The organism is Saccharopolyspora elongata (assembly GCF_004348985.1).
Taxonomy (GTDB): Bacteria; Actinomycetota; Actinomycetes; order Mycobacteriales; family Pseudonocardiaceae; genus Saccharopolyspora; species Saccharopolyspora elongata.
In genome coordinates this window covers 30,804-56,156 of sequence record NZ_SMKW01000011.1, presented here as the reverse complement: position 1 = coordinate 56,156, position 25,353 = coordinate 30,804, and the positions used below count along the sequence as shown (strand labels likewise).

General features: G+C 71.4%; 20 protein-coding genes. 9 read left to right on the top strand and 11 right to left on the bottom strand.

Translation table 11 applies throughout. From position 1 onward, the window contains the following. Window positions 1–164: 164 nt before the first annotated feature. The 5 genes from E1288_RS11020 to E1288_RS11000 form a co-directional block, all read right to left on the bottom strand. Entirely contained in the window at window positions 165–365 is a 201-nt protein-coding gene (locus tag E1288_RS11020) for a hypothetical protein (protein WP_132483954.1), read from the bottom strand. 164 nt (window positions 366–529) lie between these two features. Next, window positions 530–3,325 (bottom strand): hypothetical protein, encoded by a 2,796-nt coding sequence (locus E1288_RS11015; protein ID WP_132483952.1) that lies wholly within the window; start codon window positions 3,323–3,325, stop codon window positions 530–532. Continuing rightward, window positions 3,322–5,196 (bottom strand): HSP90 family protein, encoded by a 1,875-nt coding sequence (locus E1288_RS11010; RefSeq protein ID WP_132483950.1) that lies wholly within the window; start codon window positions 5,194–5,196, stop codon window positions 3,322–3,324. The genes E1288_RS11015 and E1288_RS11010 overlap by 4 nt, the downstream gene beginning before the upstream one ends. A gap of 486 nt (window positions 5,197–5,682) precedes the next feature. Further along, window positions 5,683–6,138 carry a PaaI family thioesterase gene (locus E1288_RS11005; protein ID WP_132483948.1) on the bottom strand — a complete coding sequence of 152 codons (456 nt, stop codon included), beginning with the start codon at window positions 6,136–6,138 and terminating at the stop codon, window positions 5,683–5,685. Between the two features lie 38 nt (window positions 6,139–6,176). After that, complete coding sequence (locus E1288_RS11000) at window positions 6,177–6,773, bottom strand: TetR/AcrR family transcriptional regulator (protein ID WP_207954294.1); 597 nt, start codon at window positions 6,771–6,773, stop codon at window positions 6,177–6,179. 219 nt (window positions 6,774–6,992) lie between these two features. On the opposite strand from E1288_RS11000, the gene E1288_RS10995 reads away from it, so the two are divergent. The 4 genes from E1288_RS10995 (at window position 6,993) to E1288_RS10980 (ending at window position 11,423) form a co-directional block, all read left to right on the top strand. After that, window positions 6,993–8,012, top strand: a complete 1,020-nt coding sequence (locus tag E1288_RS10995) for a DNA-binding response regulator (RefSeq protein WP_132483946.1) — start codon at window positions 6,993–6,995, stop codon at window positions 8,010–8,012. Window positions 8,013–8,120: 108 nt separating this feature from the next. Continuing rightward, entirely contained in the window at window positions 8,121–8,435 is a 315-nt protein-coding gene (locus E1288_RS10990) for a type VII secretion target (protein ID WP_165968070.1), read from the top strand. Then, window positions 8,432–10,018 carry an alpha/beta hydrolase gene (locus tag E1288_RS10985; protein ID WP_132483942.1) on the top strand — a complete coding sequence of 529 codons (1,587 nt, stop codon included), beginning with the start codon at window positions 8,432–8,434 and terminating at the stop codon, window positions 10,016–10,018. The genes E1288_RS10990 and E1288_RS10985 overlap by 4 nt, the downstream gene beginning before the upstream one ends. A 202-nt stretch (window positions 10,019–10,220) precedes the next feature. Then, entirely contained in the window at window positions 10,221–11,423 is a 1,203-nt protein-coding gene (locus E1288_RS10980; RefSeq protein ID WP_165968069.1) for an MFS transporter, read from the top strand. A 268-nt stretch (window positions 11,424–11,691) separates the two neighbouring features. Here E1288_RS10980 and E1288_RS10975 read toward each other — a convergent pair whose 3' ends face one another. Together E1288_RS10975 and E1288_RS10970 are read right to left on the bottom strand one after the other, a co-directional pair. Beyond that, window positions 11,692–12,375, bottom strand: a complete 684-nt coding sequence (locus E1288_RS10975) for a response regulator (protein ID WP_132483938.1) — start codon at window positions 12,373–12,375, stop codon at window positions 11,692–11,694. Beyond that, window positions 12,368–13,504, bottom strand: coding sequence for a sensor histidine kinase (locus E1288_RS10970; RefSeq protein ID WP_132483936.1), 1,137 nt, complete (start codon window positions 13,502–13,504; stop codon window positions 12,368–12,370). Before E1288_RS10970 ends, E1288_RS10975 begins: the two co-directional genes overlap by 8 nt. A gap of 111 nt (window positions 13,505–13,615) precedes the next feature. On the opposite strand from E1288_RS10970, the gene E1288_RS10965 reads away from it, so the two are divergent. The 3 genes from E1288_RS10965 to E1288_RS10955 all read left to right on the top strand — a co-directional run bounded on the left by E1288_RS10965 (window position 13,616) and on the right by E1288_RS10955 (window position 19,410). After that, window positions 13,616–15,046 (top strand): serine hydrolase domain-containing protein, encoded by a 1,431-nt coding sequence (locus E1288_RS10965; RefSeq protein WP_132483934.1) that lies wholly within the window; start codon window positions 13,616–13,618, stop codon window positions 15,044–15,046. Window positions 15,047–15,486: 440 nt separating this feature from the next. Beyond that, entirely contained in the window at window positions 15,487–18,171 is a 2,685-nt protein-coding gene (locus E1288_RS10960; RefSeq protein WP_132483932.1) for a sugar-binding protein, read from the top strand. Window positions 18,172–18,288: 117 nt separating this feature from the next. Then, window positions 18,289–19,410 (top strand): ROK family transcriptional regulator, encoded by a 1,122-nt coding sequence (locus E1288_RS10955; RefSeq protein WP_165968068.1) that lies wholly within the window; start codon window positions 18,289–18,291, stop codon window positions 19,408–19,410. Between the two features lie 332 nt (window positions 19,411–19,742). On the opposite strand, the gene E1288_RS10950 is transcribed toward E1288_RS10955, so the two are convergent. Then, entirely contained in the window at window positions 19,743–20,297 is a 555-nt protein-coding gene (locus E1288_RS10950) for a dihydrofolate reductase family protein (protein ID WP_132483928.1), read from the bottom strand. Window positions 20,298–20,426: 129 nt separating this feature from the next. Then, window positions 20,427–21,647 (bottom strand): erythromycin esterase family protein, encoded by a 1,221-nt coding sequence (locus tag E1288_RS10945; protein WP_132483926.1) that lies wholly within the window; start codon window positions 21,645–21,647, stop codon window positions 20,427–20,429. 232 nt (window positions 21,648–21,879) lie between these two features. Here E1288_RS10945 and E1288_RS10940 point away from each other — a divergent pair, with 232 nt between their 5' ends. Beyond that, window positions 21,880–23,016 carry a serine hydrolase domain-containing protein gene (locus tag E1288_RS10940; RefSeq protein WP_132483924.1) on the top strand — a complete coding sequence of 379 codons (1,137 nt, stop codon included), beginning with the start codon at window positions 21,880–21,882 and terminating at the stop codon, window positions 23,014–23,016. Window positions 23,017–23,032: 16 nt separating this feature from the next. Here the strand turns inward: E1288_RS10940 and E1288_RS10935 are convergent, their stop codons facing one another. Further along, window positions 23,033–23,773: an SAM-dependent methyltransferase gene (locus tag E1288_RS10935; protein ID WP_235883478.1), complete on the bottom strand. Its 741-nt coding sequence runs from the start codon at window positions 23,771–23,773 to the stop codon at window positions 23,033–23,035. Window positions 23,774–23,936: 163 nt separating this feature from the next. On the opposite strand from E1288_RS10935, the gene E1288_RS10930 reads away from it, so the two are divergent. Beyond that, window positions 23,937–24,443, top strand: a complete 507-nt coding sequence (locus tag E1288_RS10930) for a DUF1579 family protein (RefSeq protein WP_165968067.1) — start codon at window positions 23,937–23,939, stop codon at window positions 24,441–24,443. Window positions 24,444–24,563: 120 nt separating this feature from the next. On the opposite strand, the gene E1288_RS10925 is transcribed toward E1288_RS10930, so the two are convergent. Further along, window positions 24,564–25,208 carry a hypothetical protein gene (locus E1288_RS10925; RefSeq protein WP_132483918.1) on the bottom strand — a complete coding sequence of 215 codons (645 nt, stop codon included), beginning with the start codon at window positions 25,206–25,208 and terminating at the stop codon, window positions 24,564–24,566. Between the last annotated feature and the right edge of the window lie 145 nt (window positions 25,209–25,353).

Sequence of the window (25,353 nt, the reverse complement as noted above, 5' to 3'; positions counted from 1 at the left end):
ATCGCCCGCCTGTCAGGTGCCGGGCGAGCCTTGCTAGTCCCGGCCGCCCAGCACGGTGCGGTTCGATGTCGCCCATTCGTCGCCTCCACGGTCTGATTGCAGTCTGCAATCGATGTGTTCCCGAGTTAGGCGCCCGATAGCGGATCGCAACCGGTTCGTGGCGGTCAGTTGAGGGCGCTGATGACCACGAAATGGTTTCGTCCGAGGGCAGGAAGCGCACCTGCAGGATCTTGCCCGGCTGCATCTGGTCGACCGGCCATCCACTCGTTCAGCCGGGCGAACACCACGTCATCGCCGACGGCCGCCGCGGTCGAGCCTGCCTTGATGTAGAGCACCGTCGGCACGAAGCCGGGCAGCAGCATCATCGACGCGATGATCCTCATGACCCCGATCACCTCGGCCGGTGGTCCCACGGGCTGAGCAGGACCGCGTTCGGCGCATTCCTCTCGGCGCAGGCCGGTTCCGGCCGCAACCGTTCAATGTGGACAGAGATGGTGCCGGGACGGCCGTCCGCCCCGGCACCGGTGGATCACTCGCTCCGGCCCAGTTCCGCGAGGTACTCCGCCCGCTGTTCGGTCAGGCGCTCGACCAGGGCGGGCGCCTCGGCCCGCTCGATGGCCGAGGTGTAGCAGGCGAGCGCCTCGTCCGCGCGACCCTGGTCGCGCAGGATCTGAGCGGCCAGGAACTCGCTGTTCGCGCCCGCGTTCGCGTCGCCGCTCGCGGCGTACCCGTCCGCCGCCGCCAAGGCGCACCGGACCGCCTCGTCGTGGCGCTCCGCACCGGCGAGCTCGCGCGCCTTGGAGTCGGTGGCGTCGGCCGCGAGCCACGCCTCGCCCGCGGCGTTCGCCTCGGCGATCACCGCGTCGAAGTCCGCGATGGCCGACTCGTCGCCCAGGTTCGCCTTGGCCAGCCCGCGCTCGTTGAGCATCCGCAGCGCCGACTGGCCGTCCCCGGCGGCGCGAGCCCGCTCCAGCACGGCGTCGATCACCTCGATGGCCTCGTCGTCGCGGAACTGCACCAGCATCCGCGCCAGCTGCGTCGCCAGGCCCACCTGCAGCGGCAGGTGCTCGGCCTCGACGGCGTGCCCGAGCCCCCGCTGGAACGCGCCGTAGGCGACGCCCGGCTGGTTGCCGCGCAGGGCCGCGACGCCCAGGCCCAGCATGGTCTCGCCGAGCGCGGCCGGCGGCGCCCCGGACTCGGACTCGCCGCGGTAGACCTCGTCGATCACCTCGATCGCTTCGTCGGCCTGGTCCGACCAGGTCAGGTACTGCCCGAGCCGGAACTTCTCGGCGAAGGCGCCGGTGACCCCGGCGGACTCGGCCTGCCGCAGCGCGAACCGCATGCGGGCCGCGGCCTCGGCGTCGCGGCCCAGGTCCGAAAGCAGTTGCGCGCTCAGGCCTGCGGCGTTGAGCACCAGCCGGGCACCGCCGATGGCCACCTGCAGGGACAGCGCCTCCTCGGCCGCCTGCAGGGCCTCGTCGAGCCGGCCCCGGGTGGCCAGCGCCTGCGCCTTCATCCGCAGCCCGACCTGGCGGGTCTGCCTGCCGATCCCGGCGTCGCGGAGCAGGTCGTCGATGGAACCCGTGGCCTCCTCGAACCGCTGCGCCATCATCAGCAGGAACGTGCGGTGCAGCACGGCGTGGTTGCGCAGCTGCCGCTCTGCGATGGTCGGCTCCGCCACCGGCACGAGCAGGGCCGCCGCTTCCTGCGCGTCGCGCAGTGCTTCGTCGACCCGCTCTTCGGTGCCGAGCACGTCCGCCCGGGTCGCGAGCAGGTCGGCCAGGACGTCCCGGCCGGCGCGGGCGCGGGCGTCCTCGATCGCGGCATCGAACGCGGGCAGGTCGGCCGCGGTCGCGGTGCCGTACAGGGCGAGGCCGACCTGGTCCTCGACGTCGGCGTAGTCATCCCGGCCGAGCTCTCGCAGCGCCTTCCCGCGGTCGGCGAGCGCCTTTGCGGCCTGTTCGTGCTGATCCGTCGCGACCAGGGATTGCACCGCGACGCGGTAGGCGTCCGCGGCGACCTCCTGCCCACCCGCGGCGAGAGCGCGCTCGACGGCGTCCATGACCCCGTCGTGATCTCCGGTCGCGGCGCGCTCACCGGCCCGCCGTAGCCAGTCCTCGGCCGTGGTCGGTTCGGTCGTGGTGACCTCGGCCGCCACGACCGGCGTGTAGGTGCTCGACTCCAGCGGCACGTCGTAGCGCTCGTCGGCGAGCGCCCGGGACCGGGCCACCTGCCGGCCGTGGAAGTCGTTGCCGTTGCGGGCGTCGAACGCCGCCGCCAGCCGGTCGGCCGCCGCCCAGAACGTGGCGGCCAGGTCCGCCGCCGTCCACGGGCCGGCGTGGTCGCCCAGCAGCGGCGCCAGCACCGGGTCGTCGGAGTGCCGCACCGGCGTCGAACCCTGGCCGGCCCGGGTGACCGCGTCCAGCAGCACGGCCGCGGCGCACGACCCGGCGAACTTCTGCCGGTCGTTCATCGGGTCCACCATCAGGTCGCGGATGTGCCGCTCCAGCAGCGCCAATCCGCGTGCCTCGTTGCCCGTGACCGCGCAGAAGACCCAGTGCCGGGCGATCATCGCGATGTTGTCCGGGTTGCCGCGCGCGGCCCGGTAGCCGCGCATGTGCGCGGCGGCGGCGTCCTCGCCGCGTCCCAGCCTCAGCAGCGGCAGCAGCGAATCGGCCTCGTTGCCCTCCGGCTCTTCGCCGCAGCTGAGCTGCTGCTCCTGGATCTCGTCGAACAGCGCCACGGCAGCCGCGTCGTCGCCGATGGTCTGCTGGTAGTCCGCGAACTCGCTGCGCGCGCAGGCCTCGCAGTGCGAGTATTCGTCCCTGGGCAGGGCTTCCAGCTCCAGGCGGAACCGCTCGGCGTCCGCCAGCCGCCCCGTCTCCACGGACGAGGAGAACAGCGACTGCACCACGCCGGAGCGGCCGACGCCGGCTTCGGTGTAGCGGCGGTCCATATCGGCGAGCACTGCCTCCAGCTGCGTCGAGGAGAACTGCAGGCTGCCGGTCACCGTGGAGGCCATCCACTTGAAGTACCAGAGCAGGTCCCAGGAATCGGCGGCGCCGGTGAGCTCCGAGGGGAACCGGACCGGGTCCGAGTCGAACTTGCCCAGGCACCAGGCGAAGGCGGCGAGCATACCGTCGGTGTCGCCGGTCATCTTCGCCGAGGTCACCAGGCGCATCCGCGCCGCGTAGGCGAGTTCCTCGTGCCCGGCCTCCTCGGCCAGCGCGATGGCCTGGTCGAGCAGCGCGCGCTCCGGCGCGCCGTACGGCGTCTGGTCGGCCTCGTCGAGCAGGTCGGTGATGGTCTTGGCGGCGTCGCTCATGCCAGGTCGCTTTCGAATCCGATGGACAGGTGGACGAGATCGGTCATCGTCGTCGTGAGCAGACGGCGATCGCGGGCGGACAGCGGACGGTGGCCGGCGAGCATCGCCTGCAGGTAGACCAGTTGCACCGAGCGGGAGAACACCGCCTCGTCGCGGACGTCCGCGAGCTGCCGGACCAGCGGGTTGGACCAGTTCAGGCACAGCCGGGCCGTCGCGTCCGCGCCCCGCACCGCCGCGTGCTTGGCCATGAACGCGTCCGCGTCGGAGACCAGGCCGGCCCACAGGGTGGGGGCGACGTCGGTGGCCTTGGAGCGCTCGATGTGCCGCAGCACCTCCGGATCCGCCACGTACAGCGCGGGCAGGTCCACCGGCGCGAACATGCGCACCGCCGCCTCAGCGCCGGAGTCCGCGAGCACCGCGGTGGCGCGATCCTCCAGCGCGACAACGGATTCCCGGTCCGCCAGCGGTGGCGGGTTGAGGTTGTCCAGCTCGGCGGTGACGCTGACCCGCTCGAGCGCCAGGCCCGGGGTGAGCTCCACCAGCTGCCGCAGCAGGTCGGCGTCGAAGGCGTACCCAGCGTTCACGATGGGCGCGTCCGCCGGGATCACGGCCGCGATCTGGCGGAACTCGTCGACGGTCTCGGTGTAGCGCACCCGGGGCGTGAGGGCGGCGTAGTCGGTGACCTTCATGGTGCCCGCGCTGGTCTCGACCGTGAGCCAGGAGAACAGGATCCGGGCCAGGTCGGCGTCGTGCACGGCCAGCGCCTTCATGCCCTGCTGGTGCACGCCCATCACCTGGCCGAACAGGTGCGGGTCGGTGCGGGCCGTGCCGAGCAGCCACCGGCGCAGCTGGGCGCCCAGCTCCGTGCGGGTGTGCTCCAGGTCGTCGCCGCCCACGAACGATTCCCGGGACGCCGTCGGCTTCAGGTCGGTCGTGTCCAGCACGCACCGCACGAAGAAACCCCAGTCGGGCAGCAGGTCGTCCACCCGCTCGCTCAGCAGCATCCGGCCCAGGTAGACGCGGTTCGCCTGGTTCCCGCCGGGCGGCGGCGCGTACGGCAGCACGAACGCCACGCCCCGGGTACCCGTGCCGGGCGCCTCGACCGGGAACGCGGCGAGCGGCTTCGCGCCGACGATCTCGGTGCCGAGCTCCAGCACCTGCTCGGGGTGGGCGTGCGGGTCCAGGAACACCGGCGCGCGGGTGAGGGTGTCCCGGGTGCCGTCCGGGGCGGCGACCTCCACCGGGTGCGGCAGGTACTGGCCGAACCGGGCGGCCAGGGCGCGAACCCGGGCTGCCGACAGCATCTCGGCCTCGTCCGGCCGCGGGGTCAGGCGCACCGTGGTGCCGATCGGCAGCGCGTCGGTCTGGTCCTCGGGCAGCTCGCGGATGTGGAAGGTGCCCTCCGCGCGCCCGACCCACTCGATGGCGCGGCCGCCGCGCGCGGACCGGCTGAGCACGGTGATGTGGTCGGACACCATGAAGCAGGAGAGCAGGCCGATGCCGAACTGGCCCAGGTAGTCCTCCCGGCGCAGGTTCAGCACCTCGTCGCGCTTCGAGGAGCGGCCCACGGTGGCGAGCAGGTCGGTGGCCTCGGCCGGGGTCAGCCCGATCCCGTTGTCGGTGAAGGTGAAGTCGGGCCGGCCCGCGGCGGCTGGCGTGATCCGCATCCGCCCCTCGGGGGCCGCCGGGTCCAGCCGCCGGCGGGCCTCGATCGCGTCGCGCCCGTTCTGCAGCAGCTCCCGCAGGAACACCTGCGGGCTCGAGTAGATGTGCCTGCTGAGCAGGTCCACCACACCTCGCAGGTCCACCTGGAACGGGCGCGCGGGTACCTGCTCCGCCGGGTTCCCGGGCTCGGGTGCGGTGGTGGGCATGGCGGAACTTCCTTTCGCGGTGCGCCCGCTGGTGGGGGCGCGGGTTCGGGCGGCGGGACCGTGCCGGAGGTTGCGATCGGGGCGCGTGCGGCAGCCCGATCGCGGCCGAGTCTCCGTTGGCGGGAGGGAAAGCCGATGCGCTGGGCCGCTTCGCATCCCCGCCGGCCTCGCGCGGTTCAGATATACCACCTGCCACCGACGATTCGACGCTCGGTCGCGACCGGCGGTGGTGATCTGGGCCATTCGGCCGTCCGGAATCCTTGCGGTGTAGGCAGAAATACCCACAGCGGAACCGGTGACCGGGAAGAGGTCGAGGCGCGGACGGCACTCGCCGCGCTGGCATCGGATTTCGCGGAGTCCTCTTCGGACTGCTGCGACGGTGCGTCAGGATCGTCCTGTGCGGACGGCGAAATCGAGCACGAACAGTTCACCTTCCGTCCGGGGAATGGTCACGAAATCCACACCGGACTCGTGCGATCCGGGCGGTCAGCCGGCGGGCTGGAGGATCAGGCAGGTCGTCGTGGCGTGCGCCATCAGCTTCCCGTGCTCGTCAAGCACTTTTCCCTCTGCCGTCGCCGTGCTGCGGCCGGCGTGGATGACGTTGCCCTCGGCGGTGAGCGTGCGTCCGTCGGTGCGCGCGGCGCGGATGTAGTTCACCTTGAGTTCGAGGGTGGTGTACCCGACGCCGGCCGGGAGCGTGGTGTGCACCGCGCAGGCCATCGCCGAGTCGAGCAGGGTGGCCGCGATGCCGCCGTGGACGGTGCCCAGCGGGTTGGCGAAGTCCGGGCGCGTTTCCAGTGAGATGACGATCCGGCCGTGTTCCACCTCGTCGAACCGCATGCCGAGCAGCCGGCCGATGGACGGTATGTCGTCGGTGCGCTCGGACTGCACCCAGCGCATCAGTTCGAGGCCGGACATGGTGGCGAGGTCTGCGGTGGACACGGGAAGCTCCTTGCTGTTGCTGATGATCGGGCCGTTCCTCAGGACCGGCCGGTGGTCTCCTGCAGGGTGCGGGCCAGCAGTTCGTGGATCTCGACCGCGGCCGCTTCCATCGGCGCGGCGCTCTTCTCGGCCTTGCACATGACCACCGCGCCTTCGGCGGCGGCGATGACGAAGGCGGCCAGCCGCTTCCCGCGTTCTTCGGACAGGCCGTGCCGGCGGAACAAGGCGGCCAGCGCCTCCTGCCAGCGGGCGAAGACCGCGCCCGCCGAGCTCGCGAGCTGCGGCGCGTCGTCGTTGGTCTCCACGGCCACCGCCACGATCGGGCAGCCGGCCCGGAAGTCGCTGGCCACGATCCGGTCGCGCCACAGCGCGAAGAAGGCGTCGATCACCACCACGGGATCGTCGGCCTGCGCGGCGGTCTCGATCAGGCCGGTGATGGACTCGCCGGCGAGCGTCACCGCCTCGTCGATGAGCTGCGTCCGCCCGCCGGGGAAGTGGTGGTAGACCGAGCCGCGAGGGGCGCCGCTGTGCGCGAGGACCCGGTCGATGGTGGTGGCGGTGGCCCCGTGCTCCCGCAACAGCGCCTCGGTGCTGGTGAGCATCCGCTCACGGCTGTCGCTCCGGCGCGGGCTCACGCGGCCACCGTCCCGGCGACCGCCGGAGCGGCGCCCGCGGTGGACGGGCTGTTGGGCATGCCGAGCGCCTCCCGCAGGTCGAAGAAACTTCCGTTCGGTAATTTATGACAGGTGACATAGTACATGCAAACGGGTGAACGGCGGCGTCCCCGAGGGGGTTCGGGCCTGCCGGTATGATCCCGATCTTGTTCTGGGGCGGGGCGACGGCTGGGGATTCTTATGCTGCAGGGCCTGGGCATCAGCGAGCCGGGAGAGCAGATCTACCGGCTGCTGCTGACCGGATCCGCTGCCGAGCCCGGAGTTGTCGGTTCCCGACTCGGCCTGGCGCCCGACGAGGTGACCACCGCGCTCGCCGAGCTCCGGGCGAGCGGGCTGGTGGAGGAGTACGACGACGGCACCGGCTCGATCCGCGCGGTTCACCCCAACATCGCCTTCGGGCCGCTGCTCGCCCGCGCCCGGGTGGCGCTGCGCGCCGAGGAGCAACGCGTGGAGCTTGCTGCGGCGACGGTGGAGGAACTTTCGGCACTGCAGCCGCAGGGAATCGCCGTGGGCTCGCCCGAGGTCGAGCTCAACCGCGGGCCCGCCGCGGCCTTCAGCTGCCTGGAGCGCATCGCGGCGACCGCGCGAGAGGACGTGCTGGTGCTGGCGGCGTCCGGGCCGGCTCCCGGCGTGCCGGATTCGACGGACTACCGCCCGGTCGTGCAGCTGGCGGTCTCGCTGGCCGAACGCGGCGTCCGGCTGCGGGTGATCATGCTGGACAGCATCAACTACCTGACGCCGCTGGTCGAAGGCGCGCGGCGGATGCAGCAGGCCGGCGTGGAGATCCGGATGAGCCCGACGCTGCCGGTCTGGACGATCATCGTCGACCACGAGTACGTGGTGACCGCCCTCGACATCGCCGACCACGACCGCGGGAGCATGCTGGTGCGGACTCCCGGCGCGGTGGCCGCCGCCGCGGACCTGTTCGGCCGGTGCTGGCGGGCGGCCGCGCCGCTCGGCGAGGCCGGGCCCGAGCCTGCCATCGGGCCGCTGACGACGGCCCAGCACCAGCTGCTGGTGATGGTCGTCAACGGCAGCAAGGACGAGGCGGTCGCGCGCCGCTTCAGCGTTTCCACCCGCACGGTGCGCCGGATGATCGCGGACCTGTACGAGGTCGCCGGGGTGTCCGGCCGCATCCAGCTCGCCTTCCGCGCGGCCAAGCTCGGCTGGCTCGACGGTTCCGAACTCGACCGGCTGTGAGGCGGTGCCTGTCCGGCAGCGGACATGGCCGCACGCGGACGGATCGAGACCACCCGGCACCGCCGTCCCACCTGCACGACCACCACGAAAGTGACGGAGGTGCAGGCGATGTCGTTCACGATCCGCCCGGACGAGCTGCGGAAAGCGGCCGGGCAGGCGAGTTCCGCAGCGGAGCAGGTGCGAGGAGTCGCGTTGCGGACGGGCCCGGAGCAGATCGCTCGCGCCTTGCCCGGTGCAGCAGCGTCCTCGGCGGCTGCGGCGCTGGCGGGGGACTGGAATGCCGAGATCGAGCAGTGGGCGCGGGCGGCCGGCGACTACGGGCAGAACCTGGACGCGTGCGCCGCCCAATACCTGAAGGGCGACAACAGCGTCGCCGAGGAGTTCACCGCGATCCGGCTTTCGGCCTTCGGAGGTCTCGGATGAGCATCACGATCGGCACCATCCGGAAGTGGGAACCCGCTGCACTGGACGAGGCGGTGCGGACGCTGCTCAAGCACCGCGACGCGTTGGTCGCGCTCGACGACGAGGTCACCGGCTGCAAGCCCCCGGCGAGCTGGCGAGGGGCGGCCGCGGATGCGGCGGCTCCCGCCCACGACAGGATCGCCGCCTCCGTTCGGCAGCTCACCGCCGAAGTCGCCGCGGTCCGGACGGCGGCCGCGGACGCCGCCGATTCCGTCGAGGCGCTGCGGAAATCCCTGGCGGAAACGGAGAACCTGGCGAAGTCCAACGGCTTCACCATCACCGACGGCGGCGCGGTCAACGACACGGACCCGCCGAGGAACGTGCCGGCCGGCGAGCTCGACGTGGTCAAAGCGGAGCGGCGGGCCGTGCAGCTCGAACTGGTCGAGCGGGTCCGGGAGCTGGTGCGGCGCGGTGGCGACATCGATGCCGAGCTCGCGAAAGTGCTCGGCACCGCCCGCGGCGACAAGCTGAGGCCCGGCGGAACCTTGCAGCAGGCCGCGCAAACCGGGACGAAGGCGGGCGACCTGCCGATCACGCCACCGCCCAACGGCAAGCCCGGCGCGAACGCTGCGTGGTGGGAATCGTTGTCGGACGCGGACAAGAAGGCCGTGCTCAAGAACCACCCGGCCTGGATCGGGAACCTCGACGGAGTGCCCGCCGCGTTCCGCGACCAGGCGAACCGGGCCAGGCTCAAAGCACTCCGCGCCTCGGTGCAGAAGGAACTCGACGGCACCCTCACCGACGAGTTCTCCACGCCGTGGGTCTACACCGACGCGGAGAAGAAGATGGCGGCGATCCACGCGATCGACAAGCAGCTCGCGCAGGGCGACCGACAGCTCCTGCTGCTGGACATGTCGGAGGAGTGGCCGAAGGCCGCCGTCGCCACGGGCAACGTCGACACGGCCGACCACGTCGCGGTGCAGATCCCCGGGATGAACTCGACGGTCGGCGGCGACACCCTGGAGCTGAAGCAGGGCGAGATGACCCGGCTGCACGACGAAGGCAAGTCGGTGGCCGGCGTGACCTGGATCGGGTACGACTCGCCGAACATGCCGGAGACGCTCGGCAACGGCCAGGCCGAAGGCGGCGCCACCGACCTCGCCCGCTTCTTCCAGGGCATCAACGCCTCCCGGGACCACGACCCGCACCTGACCGCGCTCGGCCACTCCTACGGGGCCGTGACCACGGAGGCGGCGCTGAAGAACGAGGGGACCGGTGTGGACCACACCGTCCTGTTCGGCAGCCCCGGGCACGTCGTCGACCACGTGTCGGAGCTCAAGGTGCCCGCCGGCTCGGTCTACACCCTCAGCGCGGACGCGACCGTCTCCCTGCACGGCAAGTCCGACTTCAACAACGACATCGTCGAAGCCATGGGAAGCCTCTTCCGCACCGGAGAGCTCGACGGCGCGACGGAACTGTCCACCGACGCCCAAGGCAAGAACCAGCCGACCAATGGACACTCGGACTATCTCGACGCGGGCACGACGAGCTACGAGAACATCAAGAAGATCGTGACTGGAGAACAGGACGACGTGGTCGAATGAGCTACCTGACCGAGTGCGGTGACCGTATTCCACCTCCTTCGCGCGGACCAGCTCGTCCAGCGGACGAGCAGGGAACCCGATGCAGTCGGTGGGTGTCGCTGAAGCGAGCAACTCTGCCGGCGAGCAGCGGGCCGGGTTCCAGGGGCGTGGCGGTCGAGGCGTCGTCGTGCGGCGTGCGCGGGATTCCGGTCGGTGGTGCGCTGTGAACGCCGATCAGACGTTGAGCAGCGGGCGGACTCCGGTCGGTGCGGTGCTGCGTTCTCGGCATGTTCCGCGGCTGCTGTCGGCGTCGCTGATCGGTCGGCTGCCGACCGGCATGGCGCCGCTGGCGATCCTGCTCACCGTTCGCGACGGCGGCGGCGACTACCGCTTGGCGGGCTTCCTGATCGCGCTCTACGCGGCGAGCGCCGCGGTGTGCGGGCCGGTGATGGGCAGGCTGATCGACCGGACGCGCCAGGCCCCGGCGCTGTTGGTGAGCGCGTCGGTGTCGGCCGCCGCGCTCCTGGTGCTGGCCTTCGCGGATCCGGTGCGCAGCCCGGCGATCGGCGCGATCGCGGCCGTCGTCGCCGGCGCGGCGACTCCGCAGCTCGAACCGTGCTTGCGGGTGCTGTGGGAGCACGTGGTGGTCGGCGAGCGGAACGTCCGAGCAGCGTTCTCCCTGGATGCGGCGACCCAGGAGCTCATCTTCGTCACCGGCCCGCTGGTGGTGCTCGGCGCGATCGCCGTCGCGGGCCCCGCCGCAGGCTTGGTTTCCGCCGCGGTGCTGGGCTTTTCCGGTGCGGCCTGGTTCGCGACCGCCCGTCCGGCCCGGGCGTGGCGCGGCACGAGGGTGGAACGCCACTGGGCCGGGCCGCTGCGCGGTGCGGGAGTGCTCAGGCTCTTCGCGGTGCTGGTCTGCGTGGGGGCCACGATCGGCGTTTTCACCGTCGGCATCACCGGATACGCCGAGGCGGAGGGAAGTTCCGCCCACGCGGGCTGGCTGATCGCGCTGAACGCGGCGGGAGCGCTGGCGGGCGGGATCGGGTACACCGCCGTGCGCGCGGCGCACCGCGAAGACCGCCGGCTGCTCGTGCTGCTGGCGTTGCTCGCCGCGGGCTACCTGCCGCTGGTGCTCACGCCCGGCATCGCGCTGATGTTCCCGCTGGCCTTCCTCAGCGGATGCGCGCTGCCCGCCGTCCTGGCGTCGGCTTTCGCGCTCATCGCCCGGATGGCGCCGGACGGGACGCTGACCGAGGCGCACGCCTGGATGATCACCTCGTTCGGGGTCGGCAACGCGATCGGTTCGGCGCTGGCCGGGACGCTGCTCGACGTGGCCTCCGCCCGGTCCGCGTTCGTGCTGGCCACCGCCACCGCGGCGGCGTCGGCCCTGATGGCCCTTCCCCGATTGATCCGCAATTTCCATTGAGCCTTTTTCATCCTGGTCGGCCCGCAGCCGCGGATCGCAAAGCTGCACGTCGATGGGATGCCGCATGCGCCGCAGGCGCATAACCCACCTACGACACCTGCACCGCCGCGGGTTCTCAGAGGCTTCCTGGCGAGGACGGCCCTGACGCCGTGTATTGGACATACATAAGTCAGGGCACCCACAGACCAGGGAGCCTCTGAGGTTCCGCCACCCGCACCGCCACGCAAAACGAGGTTGGAAAAACCTCATTGAAATCGAACCTTCGATTTCAATGGAAATTGCGGCCGTCCCAGCGCCGGTCGGCCAGGCCGGACTCGTAGCCGGCGATCACCAGCTGGGCCCGGTCCCGCGCGGCCAGCTTGGTCATCAACCGTCCGATGTGCGTCTTGACCGTGCTGCGGCTGAGGTGCAGGTGCTGCTCGATCTCAGTGTTGGACAGCCCGCGCGTGATCAGCGCCAGCACCTCCAGCTCCCGCTGCGTGATCCCGCTGAGCTCGCGGCGGGGCCGGGCCTGCGGTGCCGGGCCGCGGGTGAACTCGGCGATCAGGCGCCGGGTGACGCTCGGGGCGAGCAGCGCTTCGCCGGCGGCGATCACCCGGATCGCGTCGAGCAGCTGGTTGGGCCGGATGTCCTTGAGCAGGAAGCCGCCGGCGCCGGCGTGCAGCGCCCGGTACACGTAGTCGTCGAGGTCGAACGTGGTGAGGACCAGCACCCTCGGCGCCTGCGGCAGCGCGGTGATCCGCGCGGTGGCGTCGATCCCGTCCAGCTCGGGCATCCGGACGTCCATCACGACGACGTCGGCCGCCCGTTCCGCTGCCAGTTCCACGGCGGCGGATCCGGTGGCCGCCTCGCCCACCACGACCATCCCCGGGGTGGCGTCGATCAGCAGGCGGAGGGTGCTCCGGAACAGCGCTTCGTCGTCCGCCAGGAGCACGCGCAGCTGCTCACCCATCGGCCACCTCGAACGGAAGCCGGGCGCGCACCGCGAACCCGCCGCCGGGCTCGGGGCCGATGTCGATCGTCCCGCCGTGCAACGCGACTCGTTCGCGCATCCCAAGCATGCCCTGCCCGGGCGGCCCCGGCCGCTCGGGCGGCGTCCCGTCGTCGACGACGGACACGGTCAGGACACCGGCTTCGGTGCTGAGGCCGAGCCGGCAGCTGGTCGCCCTGGCGTGGCGAAGCACGTTCGTGAGCGCTTCCTGCGCGATGCGGTACGCCGACGCCCGCACCGCCATCGGCACGTCCGCCAGGTCGGAGTCGTCGAACTCGACCGCGACACCGGTGGCCCGGACGTTGGCGACCAGGCCGTCGAATCCGGAATCCGGCGGTGCCTCGGCCGGATCGCGCAGCGCGCCGAGGACGGCGCGGACGTCGGCCAGCGCGCCGCGGCTGACCCGCTCGATGGTCGCGAGCGCGGCCCGGCCCTCTTCGGGGTGGCTGTCCACCAGGTGGTTGGCGACCGCCGCTTTCATCGCGATCAGGCTGAGGTTGTGCCCGACGACGTCGTGCACGTCCCTGGCGATGCGCAGCCTTTCCTCGACCGCCGCCTGCCGGGCGCGGAGCTCGGCGAGCTGGGCGGCTTGGCCGCGACGCGCTCGTACGGTCCGCGCGAGCACCCAGGTGCCGGTCAGAACGACCGCGATGTAACCGAACACGCTCACCGGAGTGGTCGCGAAGGACTCCGCGTTCTCCGGCACCGCGACGAGCGGCAGGCCCGGGACCAGGACCACCGCCAGCCCGGCGACCGCGACCCCGGCCAGCGCAACCGCCAGGGACACCCACGAGGGGAGTGCCGGGCTGGACAGCCCGACCGGGTAGAGGGCGAAGGCGATCGCCAGGACCACGACGTCGTTCGCGGTCCCAGTGGCGATCGCGGTCATGCCCGCGACGAGCACGACACCGAGAACCGCTCGCGACCAGCGCCTGCGCACCACCAGCGGCGCGCACAGCACGACCGCCAGTGCCCATTCGAAGGGCGCGGCACCGGGCGCGCGCAGCGCCGCCACGAGCACGAGCCCGGCCGCCACCACGGCATCGAGCGCGACCAGTCGTCGCGATGCGGCGGTCCCAGGAGCGATCACGCGACGACCATATCCGCAGGAGAACGCCCCCACATCGGACCACGGTCCGATCCCGCGATTCGGCCCCTGGTCCGATGTGGACACGACGATCCGCGGCCGACACTGCTCGGCGTGATCACCAAAGCACTCATCGCATCCGGCGCGTTCGCCGTCGCCGCCGCGTTCGCGCCGCCGATCGGCGCCGCCGACATCGACTCCGTCGTGGAGGAATACCTCCGGGACAGCGGCCTGCCGGGCGCGGCCGTCGCCGTCACCCGCGGCGACGAAGTGGTGCGGGCCGCCGGGTACGGCCGCACCCCGGCGGGCGAGCCGGTCACGGAGCACACGACGATGGCCGTGGCCTCGGTGAGCAAGTCGATCACCGCGCTGGCCGTGGTGCAGCTGGCGGAGGCGGGCCGGGTGGGCCTCGACGAGCCGGTGCGCAGCTACCTGCCGGAATTCACCACGGCCGACCCGCGCGCGGGTCGCATCACCGTGCGCCAACTGCTGGACCAGACCTCGGGGCTCTCCGACTCGACCTATCCGCCCTTCAGCCGGCCGCAACCGGATTCGCTGCGCGCGGCGGTGGCCGGGATGAACTCGGCGGAGCTGGCCGCCGAGCCCGGAACCCGGTGGGAGTACCACAACCCCAACTTCCAGGTCGCCGCCCGGCTGGTCGAGGTGGTCGCCGGGCAGCCCTTCGACGGCTACCTCCAGGAGCACGTCTTCGCGCCGCTGGGCATGACGGACAGTCGCACGATCGACACGGCCGACGAGCTGCCGCCGAGCGCGCACGGGCATCTGAAGGTGCTCGGTTCGGCCGTCGCGGTGCCGGAACCGCCCGCCTTCGGCAACGGTTCCGGCGGCGTGCTCAGCTCCGCGCACGACATGTCCGCCTGGCTGATCACGCAGAACAACGGGGGCCGCGGGCCCGGCGGGGCGACCATCGCCACGGCCTCGGCCATCGCCGCCACGCACACCCCGTCGTCGGAGGTCTCCGGCGATTACGCCCTCGGCTGGTCGGTGGGCACGACCGGCTCGGGAGCTCCGGTCATCGCGCACAGCGGCGACCTGTTCACCGCCACCGCATACCAGGCGTTGCTGCCGGCTTCCGGGTACGGGATCGCGGTCATGGCCAACACCGGGCTCGCCCACGGCGACGCCAAGGCGATCGCGGATCGGCTCATTGCCCTGGTGGAGGGCACCCCCGCGCCGGTGACCGGCGATCCGCTCGTGGTGGCCGACATCGTGTTCCTGGTGCTGACCGCGGGCGCCGCGCTGCTCGCGATCCGCGGTGTGCTGCGTTCGCGGCGGTGGGCGGCGAAGCGGTCGAGCGCGGTTCGCGCCGCACTCCGCCTGCTGCCGCTGGCGATTCCATTGCTAGTCTTCGTGTTCGTCGACCGGGTCGTCAGCGCGCTCTACCGCGGCCGGGACGTCGCCTGGATCCAGGTGCCGTACCTGTACCCGACGTTCATGCTGCTGCTCGCGACTGCGGCCGCCGGAAGCCTCGTGGTGCTCTCGGTGCGGATCATGCGCTTCGCGCAGGCCGCTCGCGGCAGGTGATTTCAAGTGTCCCTCGTGGACATTCGTAGGGACTTGATCGGCGGGCTGAACGATGCCGGATTCGCCGACGTCGACGTCCTGGGCGATCTCACCGTGCCCCTTACGACGGCGCGGAGCCGCATTTCGCCGTCATCGCGATGACCGGTCGCCGAGAACCATCCCGGGTGGAGCTGCCGACGGGGGCAAGGGCGTGGCGCGTGCCGTTGCCCCCCGCCGGCGCATCGAGGAAGCGGCCCGCGATTTCCGGTCGCCTGTTGACTTTCCCTTTTTCTTCTTCCTAGCATTCCTCGATCCCCCGGTCCCGAGGATGTGGTGATGCGGTCGAAGCCGGCCGAAAAGCGCGTGGTCGGGGCCTTTCGGGGAACTTTGTTTCTGTTGTGGGAGATTGTTTCCGGCGCGGGAGTTCCTTTTTATCTCGTCCCACTTTTCGTGGAGGAAGAATGCGGAAGTATCCGGCGATCGCTGCCGCGGTCGCGGTGTTCGCCTTCGGTTCAGGAGCGGTCGCGGACGCTGTGCCGCGCCCGGCCGACCCGGTCGAACTCGACGTGCTGTTCATCGGCGCGCACCCCGACGACGAGGCAGGCACGCTGTCCACGCTCGGCCAGTGGAGCGAGCAGCACGGGGTCAAGGCCGGTGTCATCACGACGACCCGAGGAGAGGGCGGGGGCAATGCCGTCGGCTTCGAAGAAGGCCCGCCGCTGGGCCTGATCCGGGAGGGCGAAGAACGGCGCGCGGTCGGCAAGGCCGGCGTCGGACACGTCTACAACCTGGACAAGCTCGACTTCTTCTACACGGTCAGCGCGCCGCTGACCGAGCAGGTCTGGGACCACGAGGACACCCTCTCCCGGATCGTGCGGGTCGTTCGCGCGACCAAGCCCAAGGTGATCGTCACCATGGACCCGTCGCCGACGCCGGGGAACCACGGCAACCACCAGCAGGCGGCGCGGCTGGCCGTCGAGGCGTACCTGAAAGCCGGTGACCCGGCGGCGTTCCCGGAGCAGATCTCGCGTGAGGACCTGAACCCCTGGCGGGTGGGGCGGATCTTCCAGGCGGGCGCGCGGGGCACCGCGGACCCCGGGCCGGAGTGCGAGACGACCGGCTACCGCCCGGCGGAGCCCACCGACCGGGTGCTCGGCGTGTGGGCGGGGCATCCTTCCGCCGCCAACAGCGGGAAGCCTTGGTCCACAGTGGAACGCGAAGCGGAGTGGGAGTACCGCACCCAGGGCTGGGCGAGCAACCCGCCCGCGCCGACGGATCCCGCGAAGATCGGCTGCGACTGGTTCACCGAGATCGACAGCCGCGCGCCCTACGGCCCGGACGCCGCCGGGGTCACCGCCGCGCTGGACGGCGCAGTGCTGCCCGGCTCGGGTGGATTGCCGGCGGGCACGGAGCTCGTGGTCGAGGCCGACCGCTTCGACGTCGTGCCGGGCGCGCCGTTCGAGGTGACGGTCCGTGCCAAGGCCGCTGGCCGCGCCATCCCGCAGGGTCGGGTGCGGCTGGATGTGCCGGAAGGATGGCAGATCACCGGCTCGGGCGAGCTCGGCACGGTGCCGCCGGGTCGCGAGAAGGCGGTCCGCTTCACCGTGGTGCCGCCGGCGGACGCCGCGCCGAACACGCGCTCCAGGCTGGCGGCGAGGCTGGACACCGCCGACCACGCCAGCGGGGTTTCCTCGCGCGTGGTGCGGGTCGTGCCCGCGGTGCGCGGCACCATCGAGCCGCTGGCGCAGGTCGGCCAGTTCCGGGACTGGGCCGGAAGCATCGGCGCGCCGCAGCTGGACAGCCTGAACAAGCCGGTACTGACGCTGGGCAGCGGGCAGTCCCGCTCGGTGCGGGTCGACCTCGTCAACCACGGCGAGACCCCGGAAAGCGGCACGGTGCGGCTGAACCTGCCCGACGGTTTCCGCGCGGACGCCGCGGCGAAGGAGTACTCGGCCCTGGCGCCCGGCGCCGCCGGTTCGGTGACCTTCGAGGTGACCAACACCGATCCGAACCTGCCCACGTCCAACCGCGCTCCCAACGACGGCGACTACCCGATCACCATCGACACCACGTCGACGCGCGGGACCGGAACCGAGGCGGCGGCGCTGGAGCTGGTCCCGGTGGCCACGATCCCGAAGGCGCAGTCCGCCCCGGCCGTCGACGGCGTGGCGGGCGACGGCGAGTACACCGGCCCGGAGCTGGACCTGTCCTCGCTGTGGGAAGGAACGCCGGCCCCGGCGGACGACATCTCCGGGACCGCGAAGGTGACCTTCACCGACGACGCGCTGTACGTGCTGGTGCACGTGACCGACGACGTCCTCGGCACCGTCATCGAGCCGAACGACTGCAAGCGGCACCGCCGCACGGATTCGGTGGAGATCACCATCGACCCCGGGGGCAGGTCGGAGAACACCGCCACCGCGTTCAAGTCCGGGATCTTCCCGATCACCAACGATCCCGAGCACGGCAACCCGCCGTGCTTCGAGCGGGACGCGGACAACCACCAGGGCCCGGGGCAGGAGACCGCGCCCGGCATGCAGGTGGCGTCGAAGCTCGCCGAGCCCTACGGCGGCTACTCGGTCGAGGCGAAGATCCCGTTCTCTGTGCTGCCGGACGCTGTCGACCCGGCGCGCATGGGCCTGAACGTGCTGATCTACGACTCGGACACCCAGGACAAGACCACGCAGACCCGGGTCGGCTGGTCGACCTGGAAGGGCGTGCGCGGCGACCCCTACCGCTGGGGCCTGGCCGAGCTGCCCGGCTACCAGCCGCCGGCCGCCCGGCCGAAGGAGCCGGTGCTGCCGGACACCGCGGCCCGGAGCGTGGATTCACCGCTGAGCATCCTGCAGTCCAGTGTGGACGGAGTTCCGCTGTCCGGGGCGCCGGGCCTGGCCGCGGACGCGGTGCAGATCCGCTCGGTGCGCCGGGTGGACGCGACGACAGTGGACGTCGAGCTCGCCGCGAACGTCGCGGGCGTGGTCCGGCTGTTCGGCTGGGACGGCGAGCAGGTCACCGGGCAGGTGAGCCGCGAGCTGCCGAAGGGCGCGACCACGGTGCGGCTGCCCGTCGGCGCGGCTGATCGCGTGCTGCTGTCCTACGAGTCGGATGGCGCCACGCTCGCCCGCACCGCGCCCGTCGAGGGCTGATGCGGCGGCCCTGCCGGTCCCGTCCGGCAGGGCCGCTCACCAGGCCCGTGTGGCCTTGGATCTGGCGGTGGCGCGGGCTAGACTTTCATTTCGACAGAAAGAAAGTCGAGGCGGCCCGTGACCAGAACGCTCGCCGAGGATCGGCGGACCTCACCAGGCAAGACCCCGCGCGGGCGGCGGGACGGCCGCGCGGCGGTGCTCCGGCAGCTGCGCGAGCGCCCGCTGTCCCGCACCGACCTGGCCGAGCTGACCGGGATCAGCCAGCCTGTGATCACCAGGCTGGTCCGGGACCTGCTGGCGGACGAAGCGGTGCACGAGATCGGCGCGGCCGGCTCCACCGGCGGCCGGCGCCCGGTGCTGCTGGCGATCCGGCCGCGAAGCCGCTGGGTGCTGCTCGCCCGGCTCGCCCGCGGCCGGGCGGAGCTGGCGCTGGCCGACCTCACGGGCACCGTGGTGGCGCACCGGCACGCCACTTACGAGGGCGACCGGATGGAGCCGGAATGGCTGGTCGACGAGCTGGGCGCGCTGTGCCGCGCGAACGGTTTGGCCGCCTCCGACGTGTGCGGCGTGGCGGTCGCGGTGCCGGGCGTGGTGGCGCCGGGCACCGGGGTCGTCGGCACCGCGCCGGACCTGGGCTGGACCGGCCCGGAGGCGCTGGGCGAAGTGCTCGCGGGCGGGTTCGGCGACTGCGTGCTGGTGGACAACGACGTCAACCTGATGCTCACCGGCGAACGGGTGCACGGCGCGGCCCGCGGCGCCGACGACGTGGTGCTGCTCTACATCGGACGGTTCATCGGGGCGAGCATCATGCTCGGCGGGCGCGTGCTGCCGGGCGCGCACGGCGCCAGCGGCGAGATCGGCCTCCTGCCCCTGCGCGAGCAGGCCCGGGAGTCCACAGTGGAGCAGCGCTACGGGCTGGGCGGGCTGGCCGACGAGATCGGCACCGCGGAACCGGTGCGGGCGCTCGCCGACCGGGGCAGGCTGGACGAGGTGGTCGCGGCGTGGACCCACCTGGCGGTGGTGCTGTCGCTGGCCGTCGACCCGGCGCTGGTGCTGGTCGGCGGCGCGGCCACCGAGCTCGGCGAGCCCGGCCTGGTCGGCATCCGGTCCGAACTGGGCCGGCGCGTGCCGGCCTGCCCGGACGTCCGCTTCGCGGAACTCGGCGACCGCGCGGTCACCCAGGGCGCGCTCGAACGAATCCGAGACCTGGTGATCGACACCGGAGCCCTCCGCGACTGACCGCCCACCGGGGAGCGCGCCCGAATTTGCCTAAAATCGGAAACGTCCGCCCCCGGGCTATCAGCGCACGGTGGCGCGAAGCTTCCCGATTTTGCCTAAAATTGGAAACTTCTATGCCAGGCGACCAGTGCAGTCCGGTGTGGAGGTCTCCGATTTTGCCTGAAATTGGGATCTTCCGTGCTCGCGGGCGGTGGGTTCCGGCCTCAGGGTTTCTGGTTTTGCCTGAACTTGGGGGATTTCGGTGCCGCTGCTGGTGTCTCGGCGAGATTGGTCCCGCGGGTGCTTCGCGTTGGTCGTGGCAGTGCGGAGTGCCCACGGGACCTTGCCGGCGCTCAGGACTTCGCGGGGCCGTAGGTCAGGTGGACCACGCCGTTCTCGAACACTTCCTGGCCGGTCAGGCTCAGCGGGAGGCGCGGGGTGCCTTCCGGGAACAGCTTCTCCCCGGAACCGAGGACGAGCGGGTAGACCAGCAGGTGCAGACCGTCGACCAGGCCGTCGGCCAGCAGGGCGCGCACCAGCCGGCCGCTTCCGCTGATGTAGATGTTGCCGTCGACGTCGTTCTTCAGCTTCTGGATCGCCTGCGGGTCGTAAGGCCCGAACACCGTCGAGTTCTTCCAGATGTCGGCCGTGGTCAGGGTCGACGACACCACGTGCTTCGGGGTGTCGTTGAAGAACGGCGCCCCCGGGTCGTCCTCGGCGGTGCGCCCGGACCAGGCCGGGGCGAACATCTCGAAGGTGGTGCGCCCCAACAGGATCGCGCCGCTGGCCTCGGTCAGGCCGCCGATCGCCCGGCCCATCCCCTCGGTGAAGCCGTACTCGGCCGTCCAGCTCGGGCTCTCGAACACGCCGTCCAGGCTGACGAACTCGTGCACGTGGATCTCGCCCATGTCGGTCTCTTTCCATCTCGGTGGTGGCATGCGCTCCGGACCGCGACCTGCCGGTGGCCCAACCGTACAGACACCCGGCCGCCCGGGAGCTCATCTCCGGACCGGCGACGTCATGTATTCGCCGAGCACCTATTCGTTGGTCGGAGCCTGGCCGAGCTGGTCGAGCGGTTCGTCGCTCTCCTGGTCGGTTGCCCCGTGGGCCGGGGTGATCTGGTGGATGTGCACGACGGCGTCGAAGGCTTGCTTGGGGTCGAGGTCGATCAGCTGGGCCTGTCCGGACATGGCTGTGGTCCCGGCAAGGAGTTCCGGTGGCGCGTGGCGCAAGTCCACGAGGTGGTGTGGGAGGCCGACGGTGTCCAGCAGTGCATCGAGGGTGCGGGAGGGTGCGGTGAATTCACCAGCCGGGGTGGCGTAGCGCCGGGCGGGGGTGGCGTCGAGGTCGAGGCCGGGCACGATCCCGGCGCCGCGGGTGGTGCCGATAACGACGAGTTCTTGGCCCAGGACGGGGGCCAACAGGCTTCCGATGGGTTCGGTGCCGTCGAAGGAGGGGGTGCGTTGCAGGTGGACGTTGTGGGCGCCGACGATCACCCGCTCCTCGCGGCCGAGGATCCAGTGGAGATTGTCGGCCATGACCTCGTTGCGCAGGTTGCGCCCCGGCTCCGGGTAGAGCCCGTGCTGGAGGAACTCGACCACGCGCTGGGCTCCGTGGGCGCACCGGAGTGCGATCTCGTCGTCTGCTGCAGTCGCTCGTGCCACTAGCTCGGTGATGCCACGAGAGAGCTCTGCAGGGACGTCGGGCGTGTCCGATCCGTCCGCGGAGGCCGCGCGCGTGGGGTCGCCGAGATCGGCGGCGGTCAGCAGCTCCCGGTCCCCGGGCTGTGGGGACAGCCGGTTCAGGCAGGCGGCCACCCCGGCTGCTGGATTGGCGCACCAGCCGGGCACGTCCATGCCGTAGAACCCCACTTGATGGCTGTGGGTGGCGTTCCAGTCGCGCATCCACTGCAGCTGGGCATGCATTTCCTCGCACCGGCCGAAGGCATAGGTGATCCCGCGGCGGGCAATCGTCGCGAGGCTGCCGGGTCCGCCGCGCACCCACTCGTCAACCGCCAGGCCTTCCGGCAGACCGGACTCCAGTACGAACGCGGAGAACCCGAGCTCGCGAACCAGATAACGCATGATTCGGTCGCGCAACCGGACGAACTCGGAGACGAAGTGCGCGCTCTCCCCGAGGCACACCACACGGGCCTCGCCGACGAGATCACGCAAGATCTCGAAGTCGGAGTTGTCGCTCGTGCCGGGATCGAGGGTGAGCAGCGGGTTCACGATGTCGCGGATGGACTGTGCGGGCACGGTCGGTGACCTCCGGATGATCCGTGCGTTCTTCGACAACGATCGGAGCAGTGACCTCAGCGAGGATGACAGGGAATGCGGCGCCGAGAATCCCGTTTTGATGTGATCGCCGGGTGCGGCGCCTCCATGCTGCTCCGGCGGCAGTGCGATCCGCATCGGATGGTCGCCCGACCGATGAGTTCCGGTGGCGTCGGTCGTCTACCTAGTGGGTCTCAACGCGGAAGGTGGATCGATGCCAGACCTGCACGGCATCCTGCGGAAGCATGTCGACGATGGATCGGTGCCGGGGGCGGTGGGCCTCGTGGCTCGCGGCGACCGGGTCGAGGTGGCCGCCGTCGGCTCCCTCGCCGTCGGCGGTGCTCCGATGGCGCGGGACTCGATCTTCCGCATCGCCTCGGTCACCAAGACCGTCGTCGCCGCGGCGGTGCTGATGCTGGTCGAGGAGGGGCGGATCGGGCTGCACGAACCGGTCCGGGAGTGGCTGCCGGAACTGGCCGAGCCATCCGTCGTCCGGACGCCCGGCAGCGAGGTGGACGACGTGGTGCCGGCGGCCCGGCCGATCACGGTGTTCGACCTGCTCAGCTCCACGGCGGGCTATGGCTTCGCCTCCGACTTCGAGCTGCCTGCGGTCCAGCGCCTGTTCTCGGTGCAGCGGGACGGTCGCGAGCCGCAGAGCTTCCCGGCGACGGACGAGTGGATGGCCGAGCTGTCCCGGGTTCCGCTGCTGCACCAGCCCGGCGAGGCATGGCTGTACGACACCTGCTCGGCCCTGCAGGGCGTGCTGATCGCCCGCGTCTCCGGCCGTTCGCTGCCGGACTTCCTGGCGGAGCGGGTGTTCGCGCCGCTGGGCATGGCCGACTCCGGGTTCGTGGTGCCTGCCGAGAAGCGGGCGCGGTTCACCAGCTACTACCGAAGCGGCCCCGCCGGGCTGGAGCTCGCCGACGGTCCCGACGGGCAGTGGAGCACCCCGCCCGCTTTCCCGCTGGGTTCCGGCGGGCTGGTCGGGACCGTCGACGACTGGCTGGCCTTCGGCCGGATGCTGCTGGCCGGCGGCACCACCGGCGACGGCCGTCGGCTGCTGTCGGACGATTCGGTGCGCATGATGACCACCGATCACACCACCGCGGCCCAGCGCGAGACCGGCGAGGTGTTCCTGGAAGGCCAGGGCTGGGGCTTCGGCGGCTCGGTCGACATCGCGGCCATCGACCCGTGGAACGTGCCGGGGCGCTACGGCTGGGTCGGCGGGACCGGGACCTCGGCGCACATCGTCCCGTCCACGGGCGCAGTAGCAATCCTGTACGCCCAGGTCGCGATGGACGGCCCGGTCCCGCCCGAGTGGATGCGGGACTTCTGGCGGTACGCGTGCTGACGCCCCCGCCGGACGGTCAGGGTTTGCGGCCGATGCCGCCGAGCGTGGACAGGTCGGCCGGGGAATCGACCGGTGGCTCGTCGGGGCGCCAGCGGGTGCAGGGCACCAGCCCCGGTTCGAGGAGCTCCAGGTCGCGGAAGTACGCGGCGATCTGCTCGGGGCTCCGGCTGTGGTAGGGGATCGCTCCGGCGTCGGCCTGCTTGCGGCGGGCGGCCAGCAGCCCCGGATCGGTGTCCGGGCTGTCGAACAGCGCGAGGTAGCTGCCCGGCGGCAGCGCCCCCAGCAGCCGGTGCACCAGGGACCACGGGTCGTCCTCGTCCGGGATCAGGCCCAGGATGCCGAACAGCACCAGCGCGACCGGCCGGTCCAGGTCCAGCGTGTCGGCGGCGCACGCCAGGATGGTCTCCGGGTCGCGGATGTCGGCGTGGATGTAGTCGGTGGCGCCCTCGGCGGTGCCGGTCAGCAGCGCCCGGGCGTGGGCCAGCACCAGCGGATCGTTGTCGACGTAGACGATCCGGCATTCGGGGGCGTGCCGCTGCGCGATCTCGTGGGTGTTGTCGGCGGTGGGCAGGCCCGTGCCGATGTCCAGGAACTGGCGCACCCCGGCCTCGACGACCAGATGCCGCACGGCGCGCGCCAAGAACGACCGCCCGGCGCGAGCCGCGAAGTCGATTCCGGGGAACAGGGCCCGGAAATCGTCGCCGGCCGCGCGGTCGACGGCGTAGTTGTCCTTGCCACCGAGCCAGTAGTTCCACATCCGCGCCGAGGCGGCACGGATGTGTCGATCTCGACGGACTCGTGTGCCATTCCGCAGTACCCCCTGTTGCAGATCGCGGGGAAAATACCACGGCCCACTCGCCGGGAGGGCCCGTTCGGGCAGGCTGCCGACTGGGGAAATCCCCCCGCCGAAAGGAGCAGACATGGCTGAGCAGACGACACCGCGAGTGGTGGCGGTCAACCGGGGCGCGGAGCACGCCGACGGGCCGGGGCGGACGCGCGGCCCGCAGCACGACGCGCTCGGAGCTTGGGTGGGCAGGTGGATCAACGAAGGCCATGTGATCAACGATGACGGAACTCCCGGGCCGGCGATCACGACCTCCGACGTGTACGAGTGGGCTCCTGGCGGTTTCTTCCTCCTCCACACGGCGTACGGGCGCATCGGTGAGACCGGCGTGGGCGGAACCGAGATCATCGGCTACGACGAGGCGAGCGGCGCCTACACGTCGCACTTCTTCGACAGCGGCGGAAACGTGGTCGTCAGCAGTCTGGTCGCGTGCGGCGACACGTGGACCTACCGGGGCGAAACCACCCGTGCCACGGTGGAGTTCAGCGCCGACCACCGCGTCCAGACCGTCCTGCACGAGCGCACCGACGACGGAACGACCTACCAGCCGTCCATGAAGGTCACCCTCATCAAGGTCGACTGAGGTTGCGGCCGTACGGCTCTTCGGGGACGGCGTGCGCGAGGACGAGCTCTGCTTTCAGGATGACCTACCGTCAACCAAGATCATGGCGAGCCGGGCCAGGTGCGCGCACGTGCTCAGCGCTCATCCGCCTACCAGCCAGGTTTTTCGGAGTCTCAGGGCGCGTTCGGTAGCGGCGATGGCCCCTGCGACGGGTAGGGCGATTTTCGCCCACTGCGGGAGGTGAATCGGCGAGGTGAACGTGCCGGTGTGCTGGGCGATGACAGGGATCCGGGTGAGCCCTTCTACCGCAAGGGAAAGGCTGACGGCGAGTCCGGTGAGGAGTATGGCGATGGCTGCTGCGCCGATGAAGGCGCTCGTGCGGGGGAACCGATGGTCGAACCTGGCTCGCAGTCCTTCTTGCGAGCGAGGGTGAGGGCGCAGCGTGTGTTCGCCGCCGTCTTCGGTGACGTAGTGCATGCGTTTCAGCCCGTACTGGCTGGTGGCGACCTCGATGACCCCGCCGGGCACCGGGAACGCCACAGGAAGGTTGGCGCGGTAGACCTGAACACCGTCGCGGTAGAGCGCGGCCGGGCTCTTCTTGGTCGTGCTGTCTGCCATGTGCCGCACGTCGACCTCGAAGACGTGACTGCTCCCCGAATGGTGGGGGAGTTCGAGGACGAACAGCGAACGGGAGAACAACTGCCAGATGCGGTACTCCTGGAGTGTGCTCCCGTCGCCGGGCTTGACCTTGGCGAGCTGCCAGCGCCGCCGGTACCTCTTGAACATGTTTCCTCCTCAGGGGTGCGCCCGCTACGGCGCGAAGCGCTCGCCCCGCCATTTCCATCCACATCGACGACCGATGAGCGCGAACGGTGATCCGGAGCCGTGCCGGCACTTCGAGCCACCGAGTTCCTCCAGCCGCCGGGCCGGG

What these genes read in the sequence shown, in the direction of transcription:
- E1288_RS11010 (WP_132483950.1), bottom strand. Translation starts at nt 5,196, where the DNA reads ATGCCCACCACCGCACCCGAGCCCGGGAACCCGGCGGAGCAGGTACCC.
- E1288_RS10960 (WP_132483932.1), top strand. Translation starts at nt 15,487, where the DNA reads ATGCGGAAGTATCCGGCGATCGCTGCCGCGGTCGCGGTGTTCGCCTTC.
- E1288_RS10950 (WP_132483928.1), bottom strand. Translation starts at nt 20,297, where the DNA reads ATGGGCGAGATCCACGTGCACGAGTTCGTCAGCCTGGACGGCGTGTTC.
- E1288_RS11015 (WP_132483952.1), bottom strand. Translation starts at nt 3,325, where the DNA reads ATGAGCGACGCCGCCAAGACCATCACCGACCTGCTCGACGAGGCCGAC.
- E1288_RS10975 (WP_132483938.1), bottom strand. Translation starts at nt 12,375, where the DNA reads ATGGGTGAGCAGCTGCGCGTGCTCCTGGCGGACGACGAAGCGCTGTTC.
- E1288_RS10990 (WP_165968070.1), top strand. Translation starts at nt 8,121, where the DNA reads ATGTCGTTCACGATCCGCCCGGACGAGCTGCGGAAAGCGGCCGGGCAG.
- E1288_RS10985 (WP_132483942.1), top strand. Translation starts at nt 8,432, where the DNA reads ATGAGCATCACGATCGGCACCATCCGGAAGTGGGAACCCGCTGCACTG.
- E1288_RS10995 (WP_132483946.1), top strand. Translation starts at nt 6,993, where the DNA reads ATGCTGCAGGGCCTGGGCATCAGCGAGCCGGGAGAGCAGATCTACCGG.
- E1288_RS10930 (WP_165968067.1), top strand. Translation starts at nt 23,937, where the DNA reads ATGGCTGAGCAGACGACACCGCGAGTGGTGGCGGTCAACCGGGGCGCG.
- E1288_RS10935 (WP_235883478.1), bottom strand. Translation starts at nt 23,773, where the DNA reads ATGTGGAACTACTGGCTCGGTGGCAAGGACAACTACGCCGTCGACCGC.
- E1288_RS11020 (WP_132483954.1), bottom strand. Translation starts at nt 365, where the DNA reads ATGATGCTGCTGCCCGGCTTCGTGCCGACGGTGCTCTACATCAAGGCA.
- E1288_RS10925 (WP_132483918.1), bottom strand. Translation starts at nt 25,208, where the DNA reads ATGTTCAAGAGGTACCGGCGGCGCTGGCAGCTCGCCAAGGTCAAGCCC.
- E1288_RS10940 (WP_132483924.1), top strand. Translation starts at nt 21,880, where the DNA reads ATGCCAGACCTGCACGGCATCCTGCGGAAGCATGTCGACGATGGATCG.